This window comes from Erwinia sp. PsM31 (genome assembly GCF_030433775.1).
In the GTDB taxonomy this organism is placed as follows: domain Bacteria; phylum Pseudomonadota; class Gammaproteobacteria; order Enterobacterales; family Enterobacteriaceae; genus Erwinia; species Erwinia aeris.
Window position 1 is genome coordinate 25483 of sequence record NZ_JARUWZ010000037.1, and the last position, 14265, is coordinate 39747.

General features: G+C 54.4%; 13 protein-coding genes and 2 tRNA genes. 7 read left to right on the plus strand and 8 right to left on the minus strand.

The annotated features are described in order from the left end of the window. Positions 1-70: 70 nt before the first annotated feature. Positions 71-1570 (plus strand): NCS1 family nucleobase:cation symporter-1, encoded by a 1500-nt coding sequence (locus QCD69_RS20370; protein WP_301253368.1) that lies wholly within the window; start codon positions 71-73, stop codon positions 1568-1570. A gap of 51 nt (positions 1571-1621) precedes the next feature. Here QCD69_RS20370 and QCD69_RS20375 read toward each other — a convergent pair whose 3' ends face one another. From QCD69_RS20375 to QCD69_RS20385, 3 genes are all read right to left on the minus strand, one after another. Next, positions 1622-2338, minus strand: coding sequence for a hypothetical protein (locus QCD69_RS20375; RefSeq protein WP_301253369.1), 717 nt, complete (start codon positions 2336-2338; stop codon positions 1622-1624). Between the two features lie 191 nt (positions 2339-2529). Beyond that, positions 2530-4962 carry a formate C-acetyltransferase/glycerol dehydratase family glycyl radical enzyme gene (locus QCD69_RS20380; protein ID WP_301253373.1) on the minus strand — a complete coding sequence of 811 codons (2433 nt, stop codon included), beginning with the start codon at positions 4960-4962 and terminating at the stop codon, positions 2530-2532. A gap of 4 nt (positions 4963-4966) precedes the next feature. Then, a complete protein-coding gene (locus QCD69_RS20385) occupies positions 4967-5866 on the minus strand; it encodes a glycyl-radical enzyme activating protein (RefSeq protein WP_253455352.1) in 900 nt (299 codons plus the stop codon). A gap of 135 nt (positions 5867-6001) precedes the next feature. On the opposite strand from QCD69_RS20385, the gene fsa reads away from it, so the two are divergent. Further along, complete coding sequence (gene fsa, locus QCD69_RS20390) at positions 6002-6691, plus strand: fructose-6-phosphate aldolase (RefSeq protein WP_301253370.1); 690 nt, start codon at positions 6002-6004, stop codon at positions 6689-6691. Positions 6692-6758: 67 nt separating this feature from the next. Here fsa and QCD69_RS20395 read toward each other — a convergent pair. Next, a tRNA-Asp gene (locus tag QCD69_RS20395) sits at positions 6759-6835 on the minus strand. Between the two features lie 123 nt (positions 6836-6958). After that, positions 6959-7693, minus strand: a complete 735-nt coding sequence (gene dnaQ / locus QCD69_RS20400) for a DNA polymerase III subunit epsilon (protein ID WP_125288912.1) — start codon at positions 7691-7693, stop codon at positions 6959-6961. 52 nt (positions 7694-7745) lie between these two features. Between dnaQ and rnhA the strand changes: the two genes are divergently transcribed. Further along, complete coding sequence (gene rnhA / locus QCD69_RS20405; protein ID WP_253455354.1) at positions 7746-8213, plus strand: ribonuclease HI; 468 nt, start codon at positions 7746-7748, stop codon at positions 8211-8213. Here rnhA and QCD69_RS20410 read toward each other — a convergent pair. Continuing rightward, a complete protein-coding gene (locus tag QCD69_RS20410; protein ID WP_253455355.1) occupies positions 8198-8929 on the minus strand; it encodes a class I SAM-dependent methyltransferase in 732 nt (243 codons plus the stop codon). The two genes, rnhA and QCD69_RS20410, sit on opposite strands and share 16 nt — an antisense overlap. A gap of 44 nt (positions 8930-8973) precedes the next feature. On the opposite strand from QCD69_RS20410, the gene gloB reads away from it, so the two are divergent. The 3 genes from gloB to QCD69_RS20425 all read left to right on the plus strand — a co-directional run bounded on the left by gloB (position 8974) and on the right by QCD69_RS20425 (position 11964). Then, the gene (gloB, locus tag QCD69_RS20415) at positions 8974-9729 is read left to right on the plus strand and encodes a hydroxyacylglutathione hydrolase (protein WP_253455356.1); all 756 of its coding nucleotides are present in this window, start codon (positions 8974-8976) and stop codon (positions 9727-9729) included. 70 nt (positions 9730-9799) lie between these two features. Next, complete coding sequence (gene mltD, locus QCD69_RS20420) at positions 9800-11158, plus strand: murein transglycosylase D (RefSeq protein WP_125288908.1); 1359 nt, start codon at positions 9800-9802, stop codon at positions 11156-11158. A 107-nt stretch (positions 11159-11265) separates the two neighbouring features. Next, entirely contained in the window at positions 11266-11964 is a 699-nt protein-coding gene (locus tag QCD69_RS20425) for a cyclase family protein (RefSeq protein WP_301253371.1), read from the plus strand. On the opposite strand, the gene QCD69_RS20430 is transcribed toward QCD69_RS20425, so the two are convergent. Then, on the minus strand, positions 11961-12746 hold the full coding sequence (locus QCD69_RS20430) for an endonuclease/exonuclease/phosphatase family protein (RefSeq protein WP_253455358.1): 786 nt from the start codon (positions 12744-12746) through the stop codon (positions 11961-11963). The genes QCD69_RS20425 and QCD69_RS20430 overlap by 4 nt on opposite strands. Positions 12747-13136: 390 nt before the next feature. On the opposite strand from QCD69_RS20430, the gene yafC reads away from it, so the two are divergent. Further along, positions 13137-14033 (plus strand): DNA-binding transcriptional regulator YafC, encoded by an 897-nt coding sequence (gene yafC / locus QCD69_RS20435; protein WP_301253372.1) that lies wholly within the window; start codon positions 13137-13139, stop codon positions 14031-14033. Between the two features lie 125 nt (positions 14034-14158). Here the strand turns inward: yafC and QCD69_RS20440 are convergent. Next, a tRNA-Asp gene (locus tag QCD69_RS20440) sits at positions 14159-14235 on the minus strand. Positions 14236-14265: the final 30 nt, after the last annotated feature.

Consider the following 14265-nt stretch of genomic DNA (forward strand, 5'->3'; position numbering starts at 1 on the left):
TCTGGCCTGGATCCTGCAATACCTCTCTCAACCGTTTGCTATTTCGTTGAATTGTTGAGGAGCAGGTTTCATGCCAAAGAGTCTACATGTTACTCCGGCGTCCGCAGAGGAAGCGCACGCCAGCTACAGCCCGCGGCTGTGCAACGAGGATCTGGTCCCGACGCGCGAGCAGAACTGGAGCTGGTACAACATCTTTTCTTTCTGGATGTCGGACGTGCACAGCATGGGCGGTTATGTGGTGGCGGCCAGCTTTTTTACGCTGGGTCTGGCGAGCTGGCAGGTGCTGATTTGTCTGCTGGCGGGCATTTGCATCGTGCAGCTGTGCGCTAATCTGATCGCTAAGCCCAGCCAGATGACCGGCGTGCCTTATGCGGTCGTTTGCCGCCAGGCCTTTGGCGTATTCGGCGCCAATATTCCGGCGGTGATCCGGGGTCTGATCGCGTTCGCCTGGTACGGTATCCAGACCTGGCTGGCCGCTAACGCGCTGATGCTGGTAACGCTGAAGTTTTGGCCTTCACTGGCGCCGATGACGCAGGTTTCCTGGCTGGGCCTGTCGCAGCTTGGCTGGCTCTGCTTTGGTTTTATGTGGCTTGCTCAGGCGCTGGTGTTCTGGCACGGCATGAAGGCGATTAAGCGTTTTATCGATGTGGCCGGCCCGGCGGTCTATGTGGTGATGGTGCTGCTGGCGGTCTGGATTGTATACAGAACGGGTTTTGAAGGTATTTCCTTTACGCTCTCCACGAAACAGCTCAGCGGCAGCCAGCAGCTCTGGCAGATGGTGACCGCGACGGCGCTGGTCGTCTCTTATTTCTCCGGGCCGCTGCTTAATTTTGGCGACTTCGCGCGCTATGGCAAAAGCATGAAGGCGATCCGCCGCGGCAATCGCTGGGGGCTGCCGTTTAACTTTTTGCTTTTTTCCGTAGTGACGGTGGTGATTGTTTCCGGCACGCAGTCGCTGTTCGGCCATATGATTACCGACCCCATTGAAACGGTCAGCCGCGTGGGCAGCGATTTGGCGGTGGCCGTTGGCCTGCTGACGATGATCACCGCGACGATCGGCATCAACATCGTCGCCAACTTCGTTTCGCCCGCGTTCGATTTTTCTAACTGCTCGCCGCAGAAGATTAGCTTCCGCACCGGCGGCATGATTGCTGCCGTAGGATCGGTGCTGCTGACGCCGTGGAACCTGTTTCAGTCGCCCGAGCTTATCCACTATACGCTGGACGTGCTGGGCGCCTTTATCGGCCCGCTGTTTGGCATCCTGCTGTGCGATTTTTACCTGGTCAAACGCAGACAGATTTCAACGGACGATCTTTTTAATGCTACGCCGCAGGGAAAATACTGGTATCGCGGCGGCTTCAATCCTAAAGCGATTGCCGCGCTGCTGCCCTCAGTACTGATTGGGCTGGCGATTAGCTTTTCGCCTTCGCTGCACGAAGTGGCTAACTTCAGCTGGTTTATCGGCGTTGCTTTGGCGGCAGGCTGCTATCGCTGGATGGCACGCGAAGAGTGCGTAAGCTCTGTGCCGCGTTACGCGAGCCGCGTAGCGGTGGAGAAAAGACGCGCTTAAATGATAAGGGCAGAAAGCCTGCTACCGGCAGGCTTTCGCTTAAAAAAACGTTCAGCTCTGTGCGCCTTCCTCTGATTTGATAGCTTCAATTTTTAGCGCTGCTTCAATTAATTCAAGCTTGTATACGTAGTAACCTGCCATTTTTTTAAGCATCAAAGCCCCTAAAGAAACCCCTAATAGTAAAGCCAACACCTGAATAACAATGCCCTCTACCGAATAGAATCCTTTACTAAACATGGCCAGTAAATTGTTGGGCCCGCCCAGTCCTTTGATGGCGCCATAAGCCAGCCCAATTAGCGCCATTAAAGCTGTTTTATCGCCAAAAACATTGCTGACTCTGACGAGTAAACGGTTTATTTTCAGCTGTACCCAGTGTTTGGCATAGTCTAATTCTAACTTTGAATAATAGCTTAGCTTTTTGGCATTAGCTTCATCGTGGTCGATTTCAAGAAGTAGCTCAGTTATAGCCTCTTTTTTCCACCCAAATATTTTTATTAATCCGTAGAGCGAAGGTATAAACATGGCTACGAGCGCACTTAAAGTACAAAGTAAATATAGCGCTGTCGCCAGCCAGATGACTTTAAGGCCTGGCGTATTATACTGGCACCAGAGTGCGAGCATTAACAATAATAGAAAGCAGATACCACTAAAGGCAAGCCCCCAGGCGCTGATAATATTTATGATTCGCTCACGCCGGGTAATGAATCTGAAGGGCTTATAGGGTTCACACCCCTCCAGCTCACGGATAATTTGGTTTAGCCTGTACATAAAAAAGCCCTCATAGCAGTATATAAATACAGGCTTTTATTTTCATTCAACGACCAAAAATATTCCACCTCTTTAATAAAAAAGGCGACGCATATTTTCAGCTTAAATTATTTAAAAGCTTTCATTTTTATTGGATAAAAGAGTACAGATCGGCTCACAATCAAGCCTGGCCTGTACTCTGCGATGCCCCGTCAAAGGCTATGTTCGGTGCGGGCAATAATATCGTCCTGCGCGTCGGGAGAAAGCGCGGTAAAGAAGGCGGAATATCCCGCTACGCGCACCACCAGATCGCGATAATTATCGGGCTGCACCTTTGCGGCCAGCAGCGTTTCCCGCGAGACGATGTTGTACTGAATATGCCAGCCTTTGTGCGCTTCAAAGAAAGTGCGCAGCAGCAGCATCAGCTTTTGCCTGTCGCCCGGATTATCCAGCGCGGCGGGATTCAGCTTCTGGTTCAGCAAAACGCCGCCCAGAATCGATCCGGTAGGCAGCTTGCTGACTGAACCCATCACCGCCGTCGGCCCCAGGCGATCGGTGCCTGACGCCGGGCTGGCCCCTTCCGCCAGCGGCGTTCGCGCTTTACGCCCGTCCGGCGTTGCCATCGTCTGCGCGCCAAAAGGCACGTTGGCAGAGATAGACGAGGTACCCGCATAGTAACCGCCACCGATCGGGCCGCGGCCATGGCGTGGATTAACGTAGCTTTTCAGCTCCTCAATATAGGTTTGATAAGCGCGCGTCAGCAGCTCATCGACATAATCATCATCGTTGCCGTATTTTGGCGCGCCGTTAACCAGACGCTGGCGCAGCTGCTCGCCGCTCAGACCGTCAAAATCGGTGGCCAGCGCTTCGCTTAATGCCTGCTGCGCCACCACGCCCTGTTCAAACACCAGTTTTTTCACCGCCGCCAGGCTGTTGCCCAGATTGGCGATGCCCACCTGCAATCCCGATACCCAGTCATATTTTGCGCCGCCCTGCTTGATGCTTTTTGCCCGCTCAATACAGTCATCTACCAGCGCCGAACAGAGAATATCGTGCGCGTTCTCTTCCAGCACCGCATCCACCACGTACTCTATTTCTATCGATTTGCGGGTGTAATAGCGGATCTGCTCATCCCAGGCGCTCATAACCCGATTGAAACTGTCGAAATTGCCTGCGGAAAGCGCTTTGTCCTGCGGCAGAAACGTTTTGCCGCTGGTGGCGTCGCGTCCGCCTTCCAGCGACGCCAGCATCACGCGGGCGAAATTAATAAAGCTCATCCCGGTGCAGCGATAGCCCCACTTGCCGCCCACGGCCGTTTCGATGCAGCCGATAGCCGCATACTGATAAGCGTCGGACGCTGAGACGCCCAGCCGGATAAATTGCGGAATGACGATTTCATCGTTGTTAAAGGCCGGCATCCCAAAGCCGCAGCGGATAACCTCCACGCAGGCATTCAGGAAATCGTCGCTCATTCCGGCATGGTAGCGCACGCTCAGGTTTGGCTGCGTCGAACGCAAACGGCCGCAGGATTCCAGAATCGCGTAAGAGAGCGGGTTGACGGCATCCACCGCCTTGTCCACCAGCAGATTCTGTCCGCCGATAGTGACGTTTTGATAGAGCGGACTGCCGGCCGAAGCTTTGGAGTGCGAGCCGGATCGGATCTTATTGACCTCCAGCAGCTTCAGCCAGCAGCTTTGCAGCAGCTCGATCGCCTGCTCGCGATCCGTATGCTGTTCCAGCTCCACGTCGCGGCGATACCAGGGATAAAGGTATTGATCCATGCGGCCAAAAGAGACCGAATGACCGTTAGACTCAATTTGCAGGATCAGCTGAATAAAATAGCAAAGCTGGAGCGCCTGCCAGAAGGTCTGCGGCGGCCGATGGGCGATCACGTCACAATTTTCCGCGATGGTCAGCAGTTCCCCACGGCGCGCGGCGCTCTTCTCTGCCTGCGCCATTTCGCGGGCCAGAGTGGCGTAGCGCTTGATATGCTCAGTTACGGCCTGAAGAACGATATCGATGGCTTTCAAAAACTGCTCGCCATGCAGATCGTTCAGATGCGTCAGATCGATGCGGCTGCGGCGTTCCGCCACTTTCTCACGCAGGCCATCCAGCCCTTTCTCCAGCAGCAGCGGAAAGTTGACGGCCAGATGGGCGTCGCCGGAGGTCATATTCCCTTCCGCTTTGATGATGCCGGTTGCCAGCAGCGCCTTCTGCTCCCCGGTAAACATGCCGTAGCAGCGATCCTGCACCGTCTGGCCGCGCCACCACGGGCAGATTTCATGCAGTACCCGCTTGTCCTCTTCAGAAACAGAAAAGCCCGCGCCGGGACGATCCGCCAGATCGTCGATCTCTTTTTCGATCCATGTCACGGTATATTCCGGGAAAATGGGCGCGGCGCGCACCTTGCTGGCCTGGTTGCCTACAATCAGCTCATCATGCTGAATCCAGATAGTCCGTTCCGCCAGATGGTGTGCCAGCGCCAGCGCGCGGCGAACCGGTACGGGTTTATCCTGATGCTGCTGATAGATTTCGCTATAGTGCCGCGCGCGCTCGGTACAAATCGGGGGCTTGCTGATAGCGATCAGGGCTTCTTTATGCGTTTTGATACGGCTGCTTAAAACATCAAGGTTGAGTCTGGTCATCATTTTATCCTCTTAGCGTGGTTATCAGGCCTTTTTGCCGCGCGTACGACTGCGCAAAGGCAAGGATTTCCGGATTATCGAGCGGCCTGGCTGGCGCAAGGTAAGGCTGATTAAGCAAGGCATATTTGCTTTTACCCAGCGTGTGATAGGGAAGGAAATGGATCTCTTTGGCCCGTAATCGATCGGCGGTGAAATCCACTATGCTGCGGATCGACTGCCGATCGGCATTAAAACCCGGAACGAGCGGTACACGGATGACGATCTCCTTGCCCGTTTCCGCCAGCTTGCACAAATTAGCCAGCACCCGCTTCGCCGAACCGTTCGTCCATGCCTGAAAACGCGCTTCGTCGGTGTGTTTAAGGTCGGCCAGGAACAGGTCGATCCAGGGCAGCGAAGGCTGGATATAACGCCACGGCACATGCAGGCAGGTTTCCACGGCCGTATGGATCCCTTCCTGATGGCTGAGCCGTAAGAGCGTTTCGGTGAGGTTTGGCGTCATAAAAGGCTCGCCGCCGGAAAGCGTCACGCCGCCCGCGCTGCGCTGATAAAAAGGCTTATCCCGCCTGACTACGGCCATAATTTCCGCTGCGCTTTTCTCTTCGCCGCAGATCGTCAGCGCCTGGGTGGGGCAACAGTTTTCCAACGCGGAGAAATGGTTGGGACGCATCTTCTCCCGGAAAATGACGAGTTGTTGTTGTTGACGAACGATGGCGTCCGGCACGGCCAGCTGGCATAACTCGCAGCCCGACAGGCAGGCTCTTTTATCAAACAGGATTTCCCGCTCGTGCGAGCAGCTTTCCGGATTCTGGCACCAGCGACATTTCAACGAACAGCCTTTTAAAAACACCACGGTGCGGATACCAGGCCCGTCGTGTGTGGAATAGCGCTGAATATTGAAAATCATGAACCGCCTCCGTCATATTACGTACGAAGATTTAAGTACTTTCAAATGAAAGTAACTTTGATCCCGGGCAATAAACAAGTTCACGCAGCGGGTAATATTTCGGAATTGCGATCGTCAACAGGCTTAAGGAGCTATATGGAACTCTATCTTGATACTGCGGATGTAGCGGCGGTAAAACGTTTAGCGAGGATACTGCCGCTGGCGGGCGTGACCACCAATCCGGCTATTGTCGCCGGCGGGAAAACGCCGTTATCCATTCTGTTACCTGAGTTGCAGGCGGCGCTGGGCGGCCAGGGCAAAATTTTTGCTCAGGTTATTGCCGCCCGGGCGGAAGAGATGGTGGAGGAAGCGTTACAGCTGCGCGCGATCCTTCCTGATGTGGTCGTAAAAATTCCGGCTACGACAGAAGGCCTGGCGGCAATCAGGCAGCTGAAAAAAGAGGCTATTCCAACGTTGGGCACCGCCGTTTATGGCGCAGCGCAGGGATTGTTCTCGGCGCTGGCTGGCGCGGAGTATGTCGCGCCTTACGTTAACCGTATTGACGCCCAGGGCGGAAATGGCATTCAGACAGTAGAAGCACTTCAACAGCTGCTTGCTCTGCATGCGCCGGGGGCTAAAGTGCTGGCGGCCAGCTTCAAAACGCCTCGCCAGGCGCTGGAGTGTATGCTGGCTGGCAGCGAAGCAATAACGTTGCCGCTGGATGTGGCCGAACAGATCCTCTCTGCGCCAGCGGTTACCGCCGCGGTCAATCAGTTTGAACAGCAGTGGATAAAGGCTTTTGGAACCGCGAGGCTGATTCAGGAAGAGAAAAGCGGAAAGGAATAAAAATCACGGGCTGTATGCCGAAATGACGAAAGCCCGATGCATTGCTGCATCGGGCTTTCCGGATACTTGGCGGAACGGACGGGGCTCGAACCCGCGACCCCCTGCGTGACAGGCAGGTATTCTAACCAACTGAACTACCGCTCCGCGCTTTGTTCCCCGTCGGGAACGGGGCGAATATTACGGTGCGGCCTGCATCCCGTCAATGCTTTTTCTTAAGCTTGCTGATCGACTGCCTGTTTTTTCGACTCTTACGACATTTCAACGTCTTCAGGCACGCCAGAGGCAGCTTCCGCCCTTCTTCATCACCAGATCGAGGCGGGATTCGTGTTCGGCAATCTCTTCGTCCGTCGCCGCTATCACGCACAGGCCAGAAGCCGGACGCGTGATGCGATAGATGGTTTCGTCGTTGCTCTGCTCCTGCCTGTCGCCCTCCATCGAAAACTTCAGCGACGTCTGCCCACCGGTCATGGTCAGGAAGACCTCGGCCAGAATTTCGGAGTCAAGCAGAGCGCCGTGCAGCGTTCGCTTACTGTTATCTATTTCATAACGCGAGCAGAGCGCATCCAGGCTGTTGCGCTTGCCGGGAAACAGCCTGCGCGCCATCGCCAGGCTATCGGTTATCTGGCAGAAGGTTTCGGTTTTGGGGATATTGCGGCCAAGCTTGCCGAATTCGTAGTCCATAAAGCCGATATCAAACGAGGCGTTATGGATCACCAGCTCGGCACCTTCTATATAGGCCAGGAAATCGTCGGCAATGTCGGCGAAGGTCGGCTTATCCGCCAGAAATTCGTCGGCAATACCGTGTACGCCGAACGCTTCCGGATCGACCAGGCGATCGGGCTTGAGATAAACATGGAAGTTGTTGCCGGTGAGACGACGGTTTACCACCTCAACGGCGCCGATTTCAATAATGCGGTGCCCTTCATAGTGCACCCCGATCATATTCATACCGGTGGTTTCAGTATCGAGGACGATCTGACGCGTTGTATTTACTGTGCTCATAGGACCCGTTTTATGTCAGACTTGGCGTTTTTACACAGGGAGTCTACCAGAGATGCCTAAACAGGTAGAAATTTTCACCGATGGTTCTTGTCTTGGCAATCCTGGCCCGGGCGGATACGGCGCAATTTTACGTTACGGCCAGCACGAGAAAACGTTCAGCGCCGGCTATCAGCTGACCACCAATAATCGAATGGAGCTGATGGCGGCTATCGTCGCGCTGGAAGCGCTGACTAAACCCTGCGACGTCGTGCTGAGTACCGACAGCCAATACGTGCGTCAGGGCATTACCAGCTGGATCCATAACTGGAAAAAGCGCGGCTGGAAAACGGCGGACAAAAAGCCGGTTAAAAACGTCGATCTCTGGAAACGGCTGGATACGGCGCTGGGCCAGCATCAAATTACCTGGGAATGGGTAAAAGGCCATGCCGGCCATCCTGAAAACGAACGCTGCGACGAACTGGCGCGCGCGGCCGCCGGCAATCCATCCTTTGAAGACATCGGCTATCAGTCAGCATCCTGATGGCGTCGACGCATCCGGCTGGTTGCGCCAACGGCGGGTGCAAGCCTTCTTTGGGCCGCTGCCTTTTTGGCCGGATTCATCGTTAACGGGAAAGTCCGCTTGCGCGCGACGATAATGCTCAGGCAGCCCAGCGCCGGAAGATGCGTGCTGATGACCTTACCGCCCTGACGATTCCACGGCAGCACCTGAAAGCGCGAGCGCTGCACCACCTCGTAGTTTAACAGGCTGAGCCAGTCCATCAGCCTGGTCTGGGTAAACATCCGACTGTTCCACGGCACGCGTTGGCGCAGGCCGGGCACCAGTTTGCCCGTCCCCAGCACGCTGAACAGATTGAAGCCGCTGATAATCATCCAGCCGTCATCGATCAAAACGCGATCTACCTCGCGCAGAATACGGTGCGGATCGCTGCTCCAGGCCAGGCTGTGCGCCAGTAAACAGGCATCAACCGATTTTGATTCAAAAGGCAGGCTGCCGGCATCGGCCAGAACCTGCAAATTGTCGCCCTGTAAGCCAACGTTGACCTGATGCGAAATGGCGCAGCTTGCCGTGTCGATTTCCGCGCTCAGCGAGCCGATTTTCAGCAAATGAAAACCGTATAGCCTGTCCAGACAGGGTTGCAGATGCCGGGTCAGCGCGTCACGATAGTAGTCTCCCCAGGGGATGTCCGCCCAGGAATACGGCACGTGACGAATATGGCGTGTTTTAGCGGGCTTCATGCTTTACCATCTTCTTTCCATTGCGGCCAGTCAACGAGGCGATAATGAATCTTACCAGCATTCCGGCTTTTCAGGATAATTACATCTGGACATTAAATAACGATCGGGGCGACTGCCTGATTGTCGATCCGGGCGAAGCGGCACCGGTACTGACGGCCATGGAAAAAAACCAGTGGCGGCCAGCGGCGATCCTGCTGACGCATCATCATCACGATCACGTTGGCGGCGTGAAAGAACTGCTGCAACATTTTCCCGATCTGGTGGTGTACGGCCCGCAAGAGACACAAGATAAGGGAAGCAATCGGCTTGTCGCTGAGGGTGATAAGGTCGCTATTTTGGGCCTCGAATTTAGTGTGATTGCTACGCCGGGGCATACTTTAGGACATATCTCATACTATAGCGCACCTTACCTTTTCTGTGGTGATACGCTGTTTTCCGGCGGCTGTGGACGTCTGTTTGAAGGTACCCCTCAACAGATGTTCAATTCTTTTCAAAAGCTTAATCAGCTTCCGGGAGAAACGCTGGTGTGCTGCGCGCACGAATATACGTTATCGAATATGAAGTTTGCCTGCTCGCTGCTGCCACAGGATACGAAAATAGCGGGCTATTATCGCGAAATTAAGGAGTTACGTGCAAAAAATGCGGTTTCCTTGCCCGTAACGCTCGCTTTTGAGCGGCAAATAAATGTTTTTCTGCGTACGCAAGATGCTGATTTACAGAAAGTTATTGGCTTCGAAACACCCCCGCAACAAGAATGGCAAGTTTTTGCAACTCTACGCGAGAAGAAAGACCATTTTTGATTTTTCGGGTTGTGTTGAGCAGCCCGAGCACGTATAGTTGCTCGTCTTTTAAGCGAACAATGACACACACATGAAGGCTAAAGCGATATTACTACTCGCCTCGGTCCTGCTGGTGGGGTGCCAGGCGCCTAAGCACGACGCCCCCGAACAGCATGCACAGAGTTTGTCTTCAGCACAGAGCAGTCAGAACGCAGATCGGTTGTTATCGCCACGCTGGCAGGACGATGGGACCAGCCTGACGAAAGATCAGGATCTGTGGAATTTCATTAGCGATGAGCTGAAGATGAAGGTTCCGGAAAACCCCCGGATACGCGAACAAAAACAAAAGTATTTAAGAAACAAGAGCTATCTCCACGATGTAACGTTACGGGCTGAGCCGTATATGTACTGGATTGTCGAGCAGATTAAGCAACGTAAGATGCCGATGGAACTGGTACTATTACCCATAGTGGAGAGCGCTTTTGATCCTCATGCGACCTCTTCTGCCAATGCCGCAGGCATCTGGCAGATCGTGCCGCAGACGGGGCGTAATTATGGTCTTAAGCAGAACCAGTGGTATGACGGTCGTCGCGATATTGTCGCCTCTACCAAAGTCGCACTGGATATGATGCAGCGGCTGAACGGGATGTTCGGCGGTGACTGGCTGCTGACCGTGGCCGCGTACAACAGCGGCGAAGGCCGCGTGCTGAAAGCGATAAAAAGCAACAAGGCTCGCGGTAAGGCTACGGATTTCTGGTCGCTGTCGCTTCCGCATGAAACCACGGTTTATGTGCCGAAGATGCTGGCGTTAAGCGAGCTGTTGAAAAACAACAAGCGTTACGGCATCCGTCTTCCGGAACCTAACGAAACCCGTGCGCTGGCGCGTGTTGAAGTGGGTCAGCAGATTGAGCTGACGCAGGCGGCGGAAATGGCCGGCATGTCGCTGAACAAGCTGAAGAGCTTTAATACAGGCTACAAGCGCGGGATGACGGCGCCTAACGGCCCGCACTATATCATGGTGCCGAAGTCGCACGTGGCGCAGCTGCGCAACTCCCTGGCAACAGGCGATATCGCGGCGGTGCAGCCAACGGCGCTGGCCAGTACCAGCACCTCTTACAAGGTGCGTAATGGTGATACCCTGTCAGGCATTGCAAAACGCCTGAACGTGTCGGTGAAGACGCTTCAGCAGGCTAATAACCTGCGCGGCGTGAACATCAAACCGGGGCAGACGCTCAGCCTGGGCGGCGGCGAAAGCGCAGCCAGACTGGCCGATAATGGCAACAGCATCACCTATAAGGTTCGTAAGGGTGATTCTCTGGCCAGCATCGCAAAACGTCACGGCGTGAACACGAAAGATCTGCTGCGCTGGAACAGCGGCGGTTCGGCGAATATTCAGCCCGGCGACAGGCTGACGCTATTTGTCACCAACAACGCCACGCCTGACAGCTAAAGCTCAGTTTAAAAACCAGTCTTCGGACTGGTTTTTTTATGCCCGACATTTCCCGCTCCCCTCTCCTGTGCTTTACTGCCCCTCTGTCCAACGATCCTGAGGCCGCCATGACGAATGATCTGGTTGCGCTGCTGAACCAGCATCGCCTGATTGAACTGAGCCACGTTTATGAAGAAGGCATGCCGGTCTGGCCCGGTGACGGGCGCTTTTTCATGAGCAGCGCAGAAACATTCGCCGCAGGCGACGGTAACTATAACTGTCAGCTGAGCTTAGGCGATCATTGCGGCACGCATATAGACGCGCCGGCACATTTTATACCGGGCGGAAAAAGCATTGATAAGGTTGATATTCGCCAGCTGAGCGGGCGTGGTCGCTGTCTGGATATGACCCATTTGCCGCAAAACAGCGCGATTACTCGTGCGACGATCGTGGACTGGGAAGGCAGATACGGCGAAATAGCGGCAAAGGATATCGTCCTGTTTCATACGGGCTACGATAAAAAGTGGCGTTGCCGTCCCGATCATACCGCGTTTATGAACGGCTGGCCGGGGCTGTCAGCCAGAGGCGCAGATTACCTGTTGGGAAAAGGCGTTACGGTTTTCGGTACCGATGCGATGTCGCTGGATGATGCAGGCAGCAAAGATTATCCGGCTCATCAGGCGATACTAAGTGCCGGAGGCCTGATCGTTGAAAGCCTGGCAAACCTTTACAGCCTGCCGACGGCTTTTACCTTTATCGCTTTGCCTTTGCGCATCAAAGGCGGCTCCGCCTCGCCCGTGCGCGCCGTGGCTCTGGTACAGGATTAAGGCTTAAACTCAACCAGTAAAGGGTTATGGTCGGAAGCACGCGTCACCAGCACGGAGGCCTCCGCTACGCCCATATCGCGGTAGAAAACGAAGTCCAGCGGCCTGCCAAAGGCTTTACGGCGATGGTCGTCGGTAAAGTTGACCTCGTGCAGCCCCATATTATGGGCAAAGGTATAAAGCGCATTGATCCGCTGGCGGCTCCAGGCATTAAAATCTCCGGCCATAATCACCGGCCCTTTATGGTGAATAATCTGTTCGCCTATAGGGCCAAGCTGCTTGCTGTATACGTCGATCCCCAGGCTAAAGTTGACCGCATGGATATTCACCACCATCAGCATCTTGCCGTCCGGTAGCGGATAGGCGGTGACAAGGGCTGATTTAGCCAGCCGCAGCAGCGGTTCACGTTCGCGCAGCGGATAACAGTAGACGGGATGCGCAGCGGCCAGCGTCATCACGCCGGAAGGATGCTGCGGCAGGACGAATGCCGGTACCTGATCCGCCGCCAGATAGTTACTGGTGGCAAAACGGATCAGCTCTGGGGTCGTCTGCGCTTCCTGTAGCAATACCAGCTGAGCGTCTTTACCGAAGTTTTGTAATACCGAAAGCCATTCGGCGCGCTGCTGTTTAAATATGTTCCATACCAGCACCCGTAGCGTAGCGTGCTCTGTCAGCGGCGCACCGGGCGGTAACGCTTTGCCCATATGCAGCATAGCGCCCGGCGGAAAAATACGTTCCGCTGGCTGCCCTGCTACATATCTCATGGCATAAGTTTTTTTCCGCACGTTAGCGTCTGACCTCTGCGTGTTGATCAATGATCCTGCATTCAGTTATAGGGACTTTATGGCCGGGTTTCAATCGGAGGCGCCTAATAAGTGCCAGCTGAAGGTAAGCAAATACAAACTTTTGGTTGTCCGCCGCCTGTAACTGTAGTCGATTTAACGCACCGGCTCCGGTTATGTATCTGATAGCGTTCATAACAGGGCAGAGATCCGACTGTTTACAGGCCAGACGAGCACCGGGCATTTTCAGACAACGCCACAGGGATGCTTTATTGCTGTCAACGCACTGACAGAGGCCAGTCAGCCTCACCCGTTGTCTGGCTTCCCCTGCTTCCTCATGCTTTAATTACCGCCTGCAGGCTCCAAAAAAAGCATTACGTTCAGGAAGCAGTCATGAAGGCAAACTCAGAGGAACTGGCGATTTTTGTCGCCGTGGTGGAAAGCGGCAGTTTCAGCAAGGCCGCCGAGCGGCTGAAAATGGCAAATTCTGCTGTTAGCCGTGCGGTAAAAAAGCTGGAAAACAAGCTCGAGGTAGAGCTACTGACACGCACCACCCGACAGATTAAATTAACCCAGGAAGGCGAAGCCTACTTCAAGCGCGTTCAGGCGATTCTTCAGGAGATGTCCGCAGCGGAAAACGAGCTGGCAGAACGAAAAAGGCTACCAAAAGGGTCACTGCGTATTGATGCTGCTACGCCGGTGGTTCTGCATCTGTTAATGCCGATGATTAAACCTTTTCGGGAGCGCTTTCCTGAAGTCACCCTCTCTCTGGTTTCATCCGAAACCTTTATCAATCTGATTGAACGTAAGGTAGATATCGCTATCCGTGCCGGTAATCTTACTGATTCCAGCCTTCGCGCGCGCCTGCTGTTTAATAGTCGACGTAAAATAGTCGCCAGCCCTGGCTGGCTGCAACAGTTCGGCACGCCGCAAACCGTAGAGGATTTGGCACAGCACGACTGTCTGGGCTTTGTTGAACCCCTGAGCCTGAACCGTTGGCCCATTGCTAATGCAGACGGGCAGCTTTATGACATTACGCCCGCCAGTACCTCAAACAGCGGCGAGACGCTCAGGCAGCTGTGCCTGGCCGGTAACGGCATTGCCTGCCTGTCGGACTTTATGATCAATAAAGATTTAAACGATGGTTCGCTGATAGAGGTTATGGCCGACAGGCTTGTGCCGGTAGATATGCCATTTAACGCGGTTTACTATGGGGATCGCTCGGCTAACTCACGCGTTCGCTCTTTTATTGATTTTGTCAGCGAATGGCTCAGGCAACATCCGCTTTAAAGAAAAAAGATAGTCGAAGGCTGGCCTGTCCAGGAAGGGATAATGGCAGAACACAGGCAGGCCGGCTGACCAAAACTTATACGCAAAAAAAAGCCCTGAGCGTTAGCTCAGGGCCTTATATAAAGTGGCGGAACGGACGGGGCTCGAACCCGCGACCCCCTGCGTGACAGGCAGGTATTCTAACCAACTGAACTACCGCTCCACCGATTCTGTACTGAACTCAGAATGTTGC

Excerpts from the sequence above, each read along its gene's own strand:
- QCD69_RS20370 (WP_301253368.1), top strand. The coding sequence starts at position 71 with ATGCCAAAGAGTCTACATGTTACTCCGGCGTCCGCAGAGGAAGCGCAC.
- QCD69_RS20375 (WP_301253369.1), bottom strand. The coding sequence starts at position 2,338 with ATGTACAGGCTAAACCAAATTATCCGTGAGCTGGAGGGGTGTGAACCC.
- QCD69_RS20380 (WP_301253373.1), bottom strand. The coding sequence starts at position 4,962 with ATGACCAGACTCAACCTTGATGTTTTAAGCAGCCGTATCAAAACGCAT.
- QCD69_RS20385 (WP_253455352.1), bottom strand. The coding sequence starts at position 5,866 with ATGATTTTCAATATTCAGCGCTATTCCACACACGACGGGCCTGGTATC.
- fsa (WP_301253370.1), top strand. The coding sequence starts at position 6,002 with ATGGAACTCTATCTTGATACTGCGGATGTAGCGGCGGTAAAACGTTTA.
- dnaQ (WP_125288912.1), bottom strand. The coding sequence starts at position 7,693 with ATGAGCACAGTAAATACAACGCGTCAGATCGTCCTCGATACTGAAACC.
- rnhA (WP_253455354.1), top strand. The coding sequence starts at position 7,746 with ATGCCTAAACAGGTAGAAATTTTCACCGATGGTTCTTGTCTTGGCAAT.
- QCD69_RS20410 (WP_253455355.1), bottom strand. The coding sequence starts at position 8,929 with ATGAAGCCCGCTAAAACACGCCATATTCGTCACGTGCCGTATTCCTGG.
- gloB (WP_253455356.1), top strand. The coding sequence starts at position 8,974 with ATGAATCTTACCAGCATTCCGGCTTTTCAGGATAATTACATCTGGACA.
- mltD (WP_125288908.1), top strand. The coding sequence starts at position 9,800 with ATGAAGGCTAAAGCGATATTACTACTCGCCTCGGTCCTGCTGGTGGGG.
- QCD69_RS20425 (WP_301253371.1), top strand. The coding sequence starts at position 11,266 with ATGACGAATGATCTGGTTGCGCTGCTGAACCAGCATCGCCTGATTGAA.
- yafC (WP_301253372.1), top strand. The coding sequence starts at position 13,137 with ATGAAGGCAAACTCAGAGGAACTGGCGATTTTTGTCGCCGTGGTGGAA.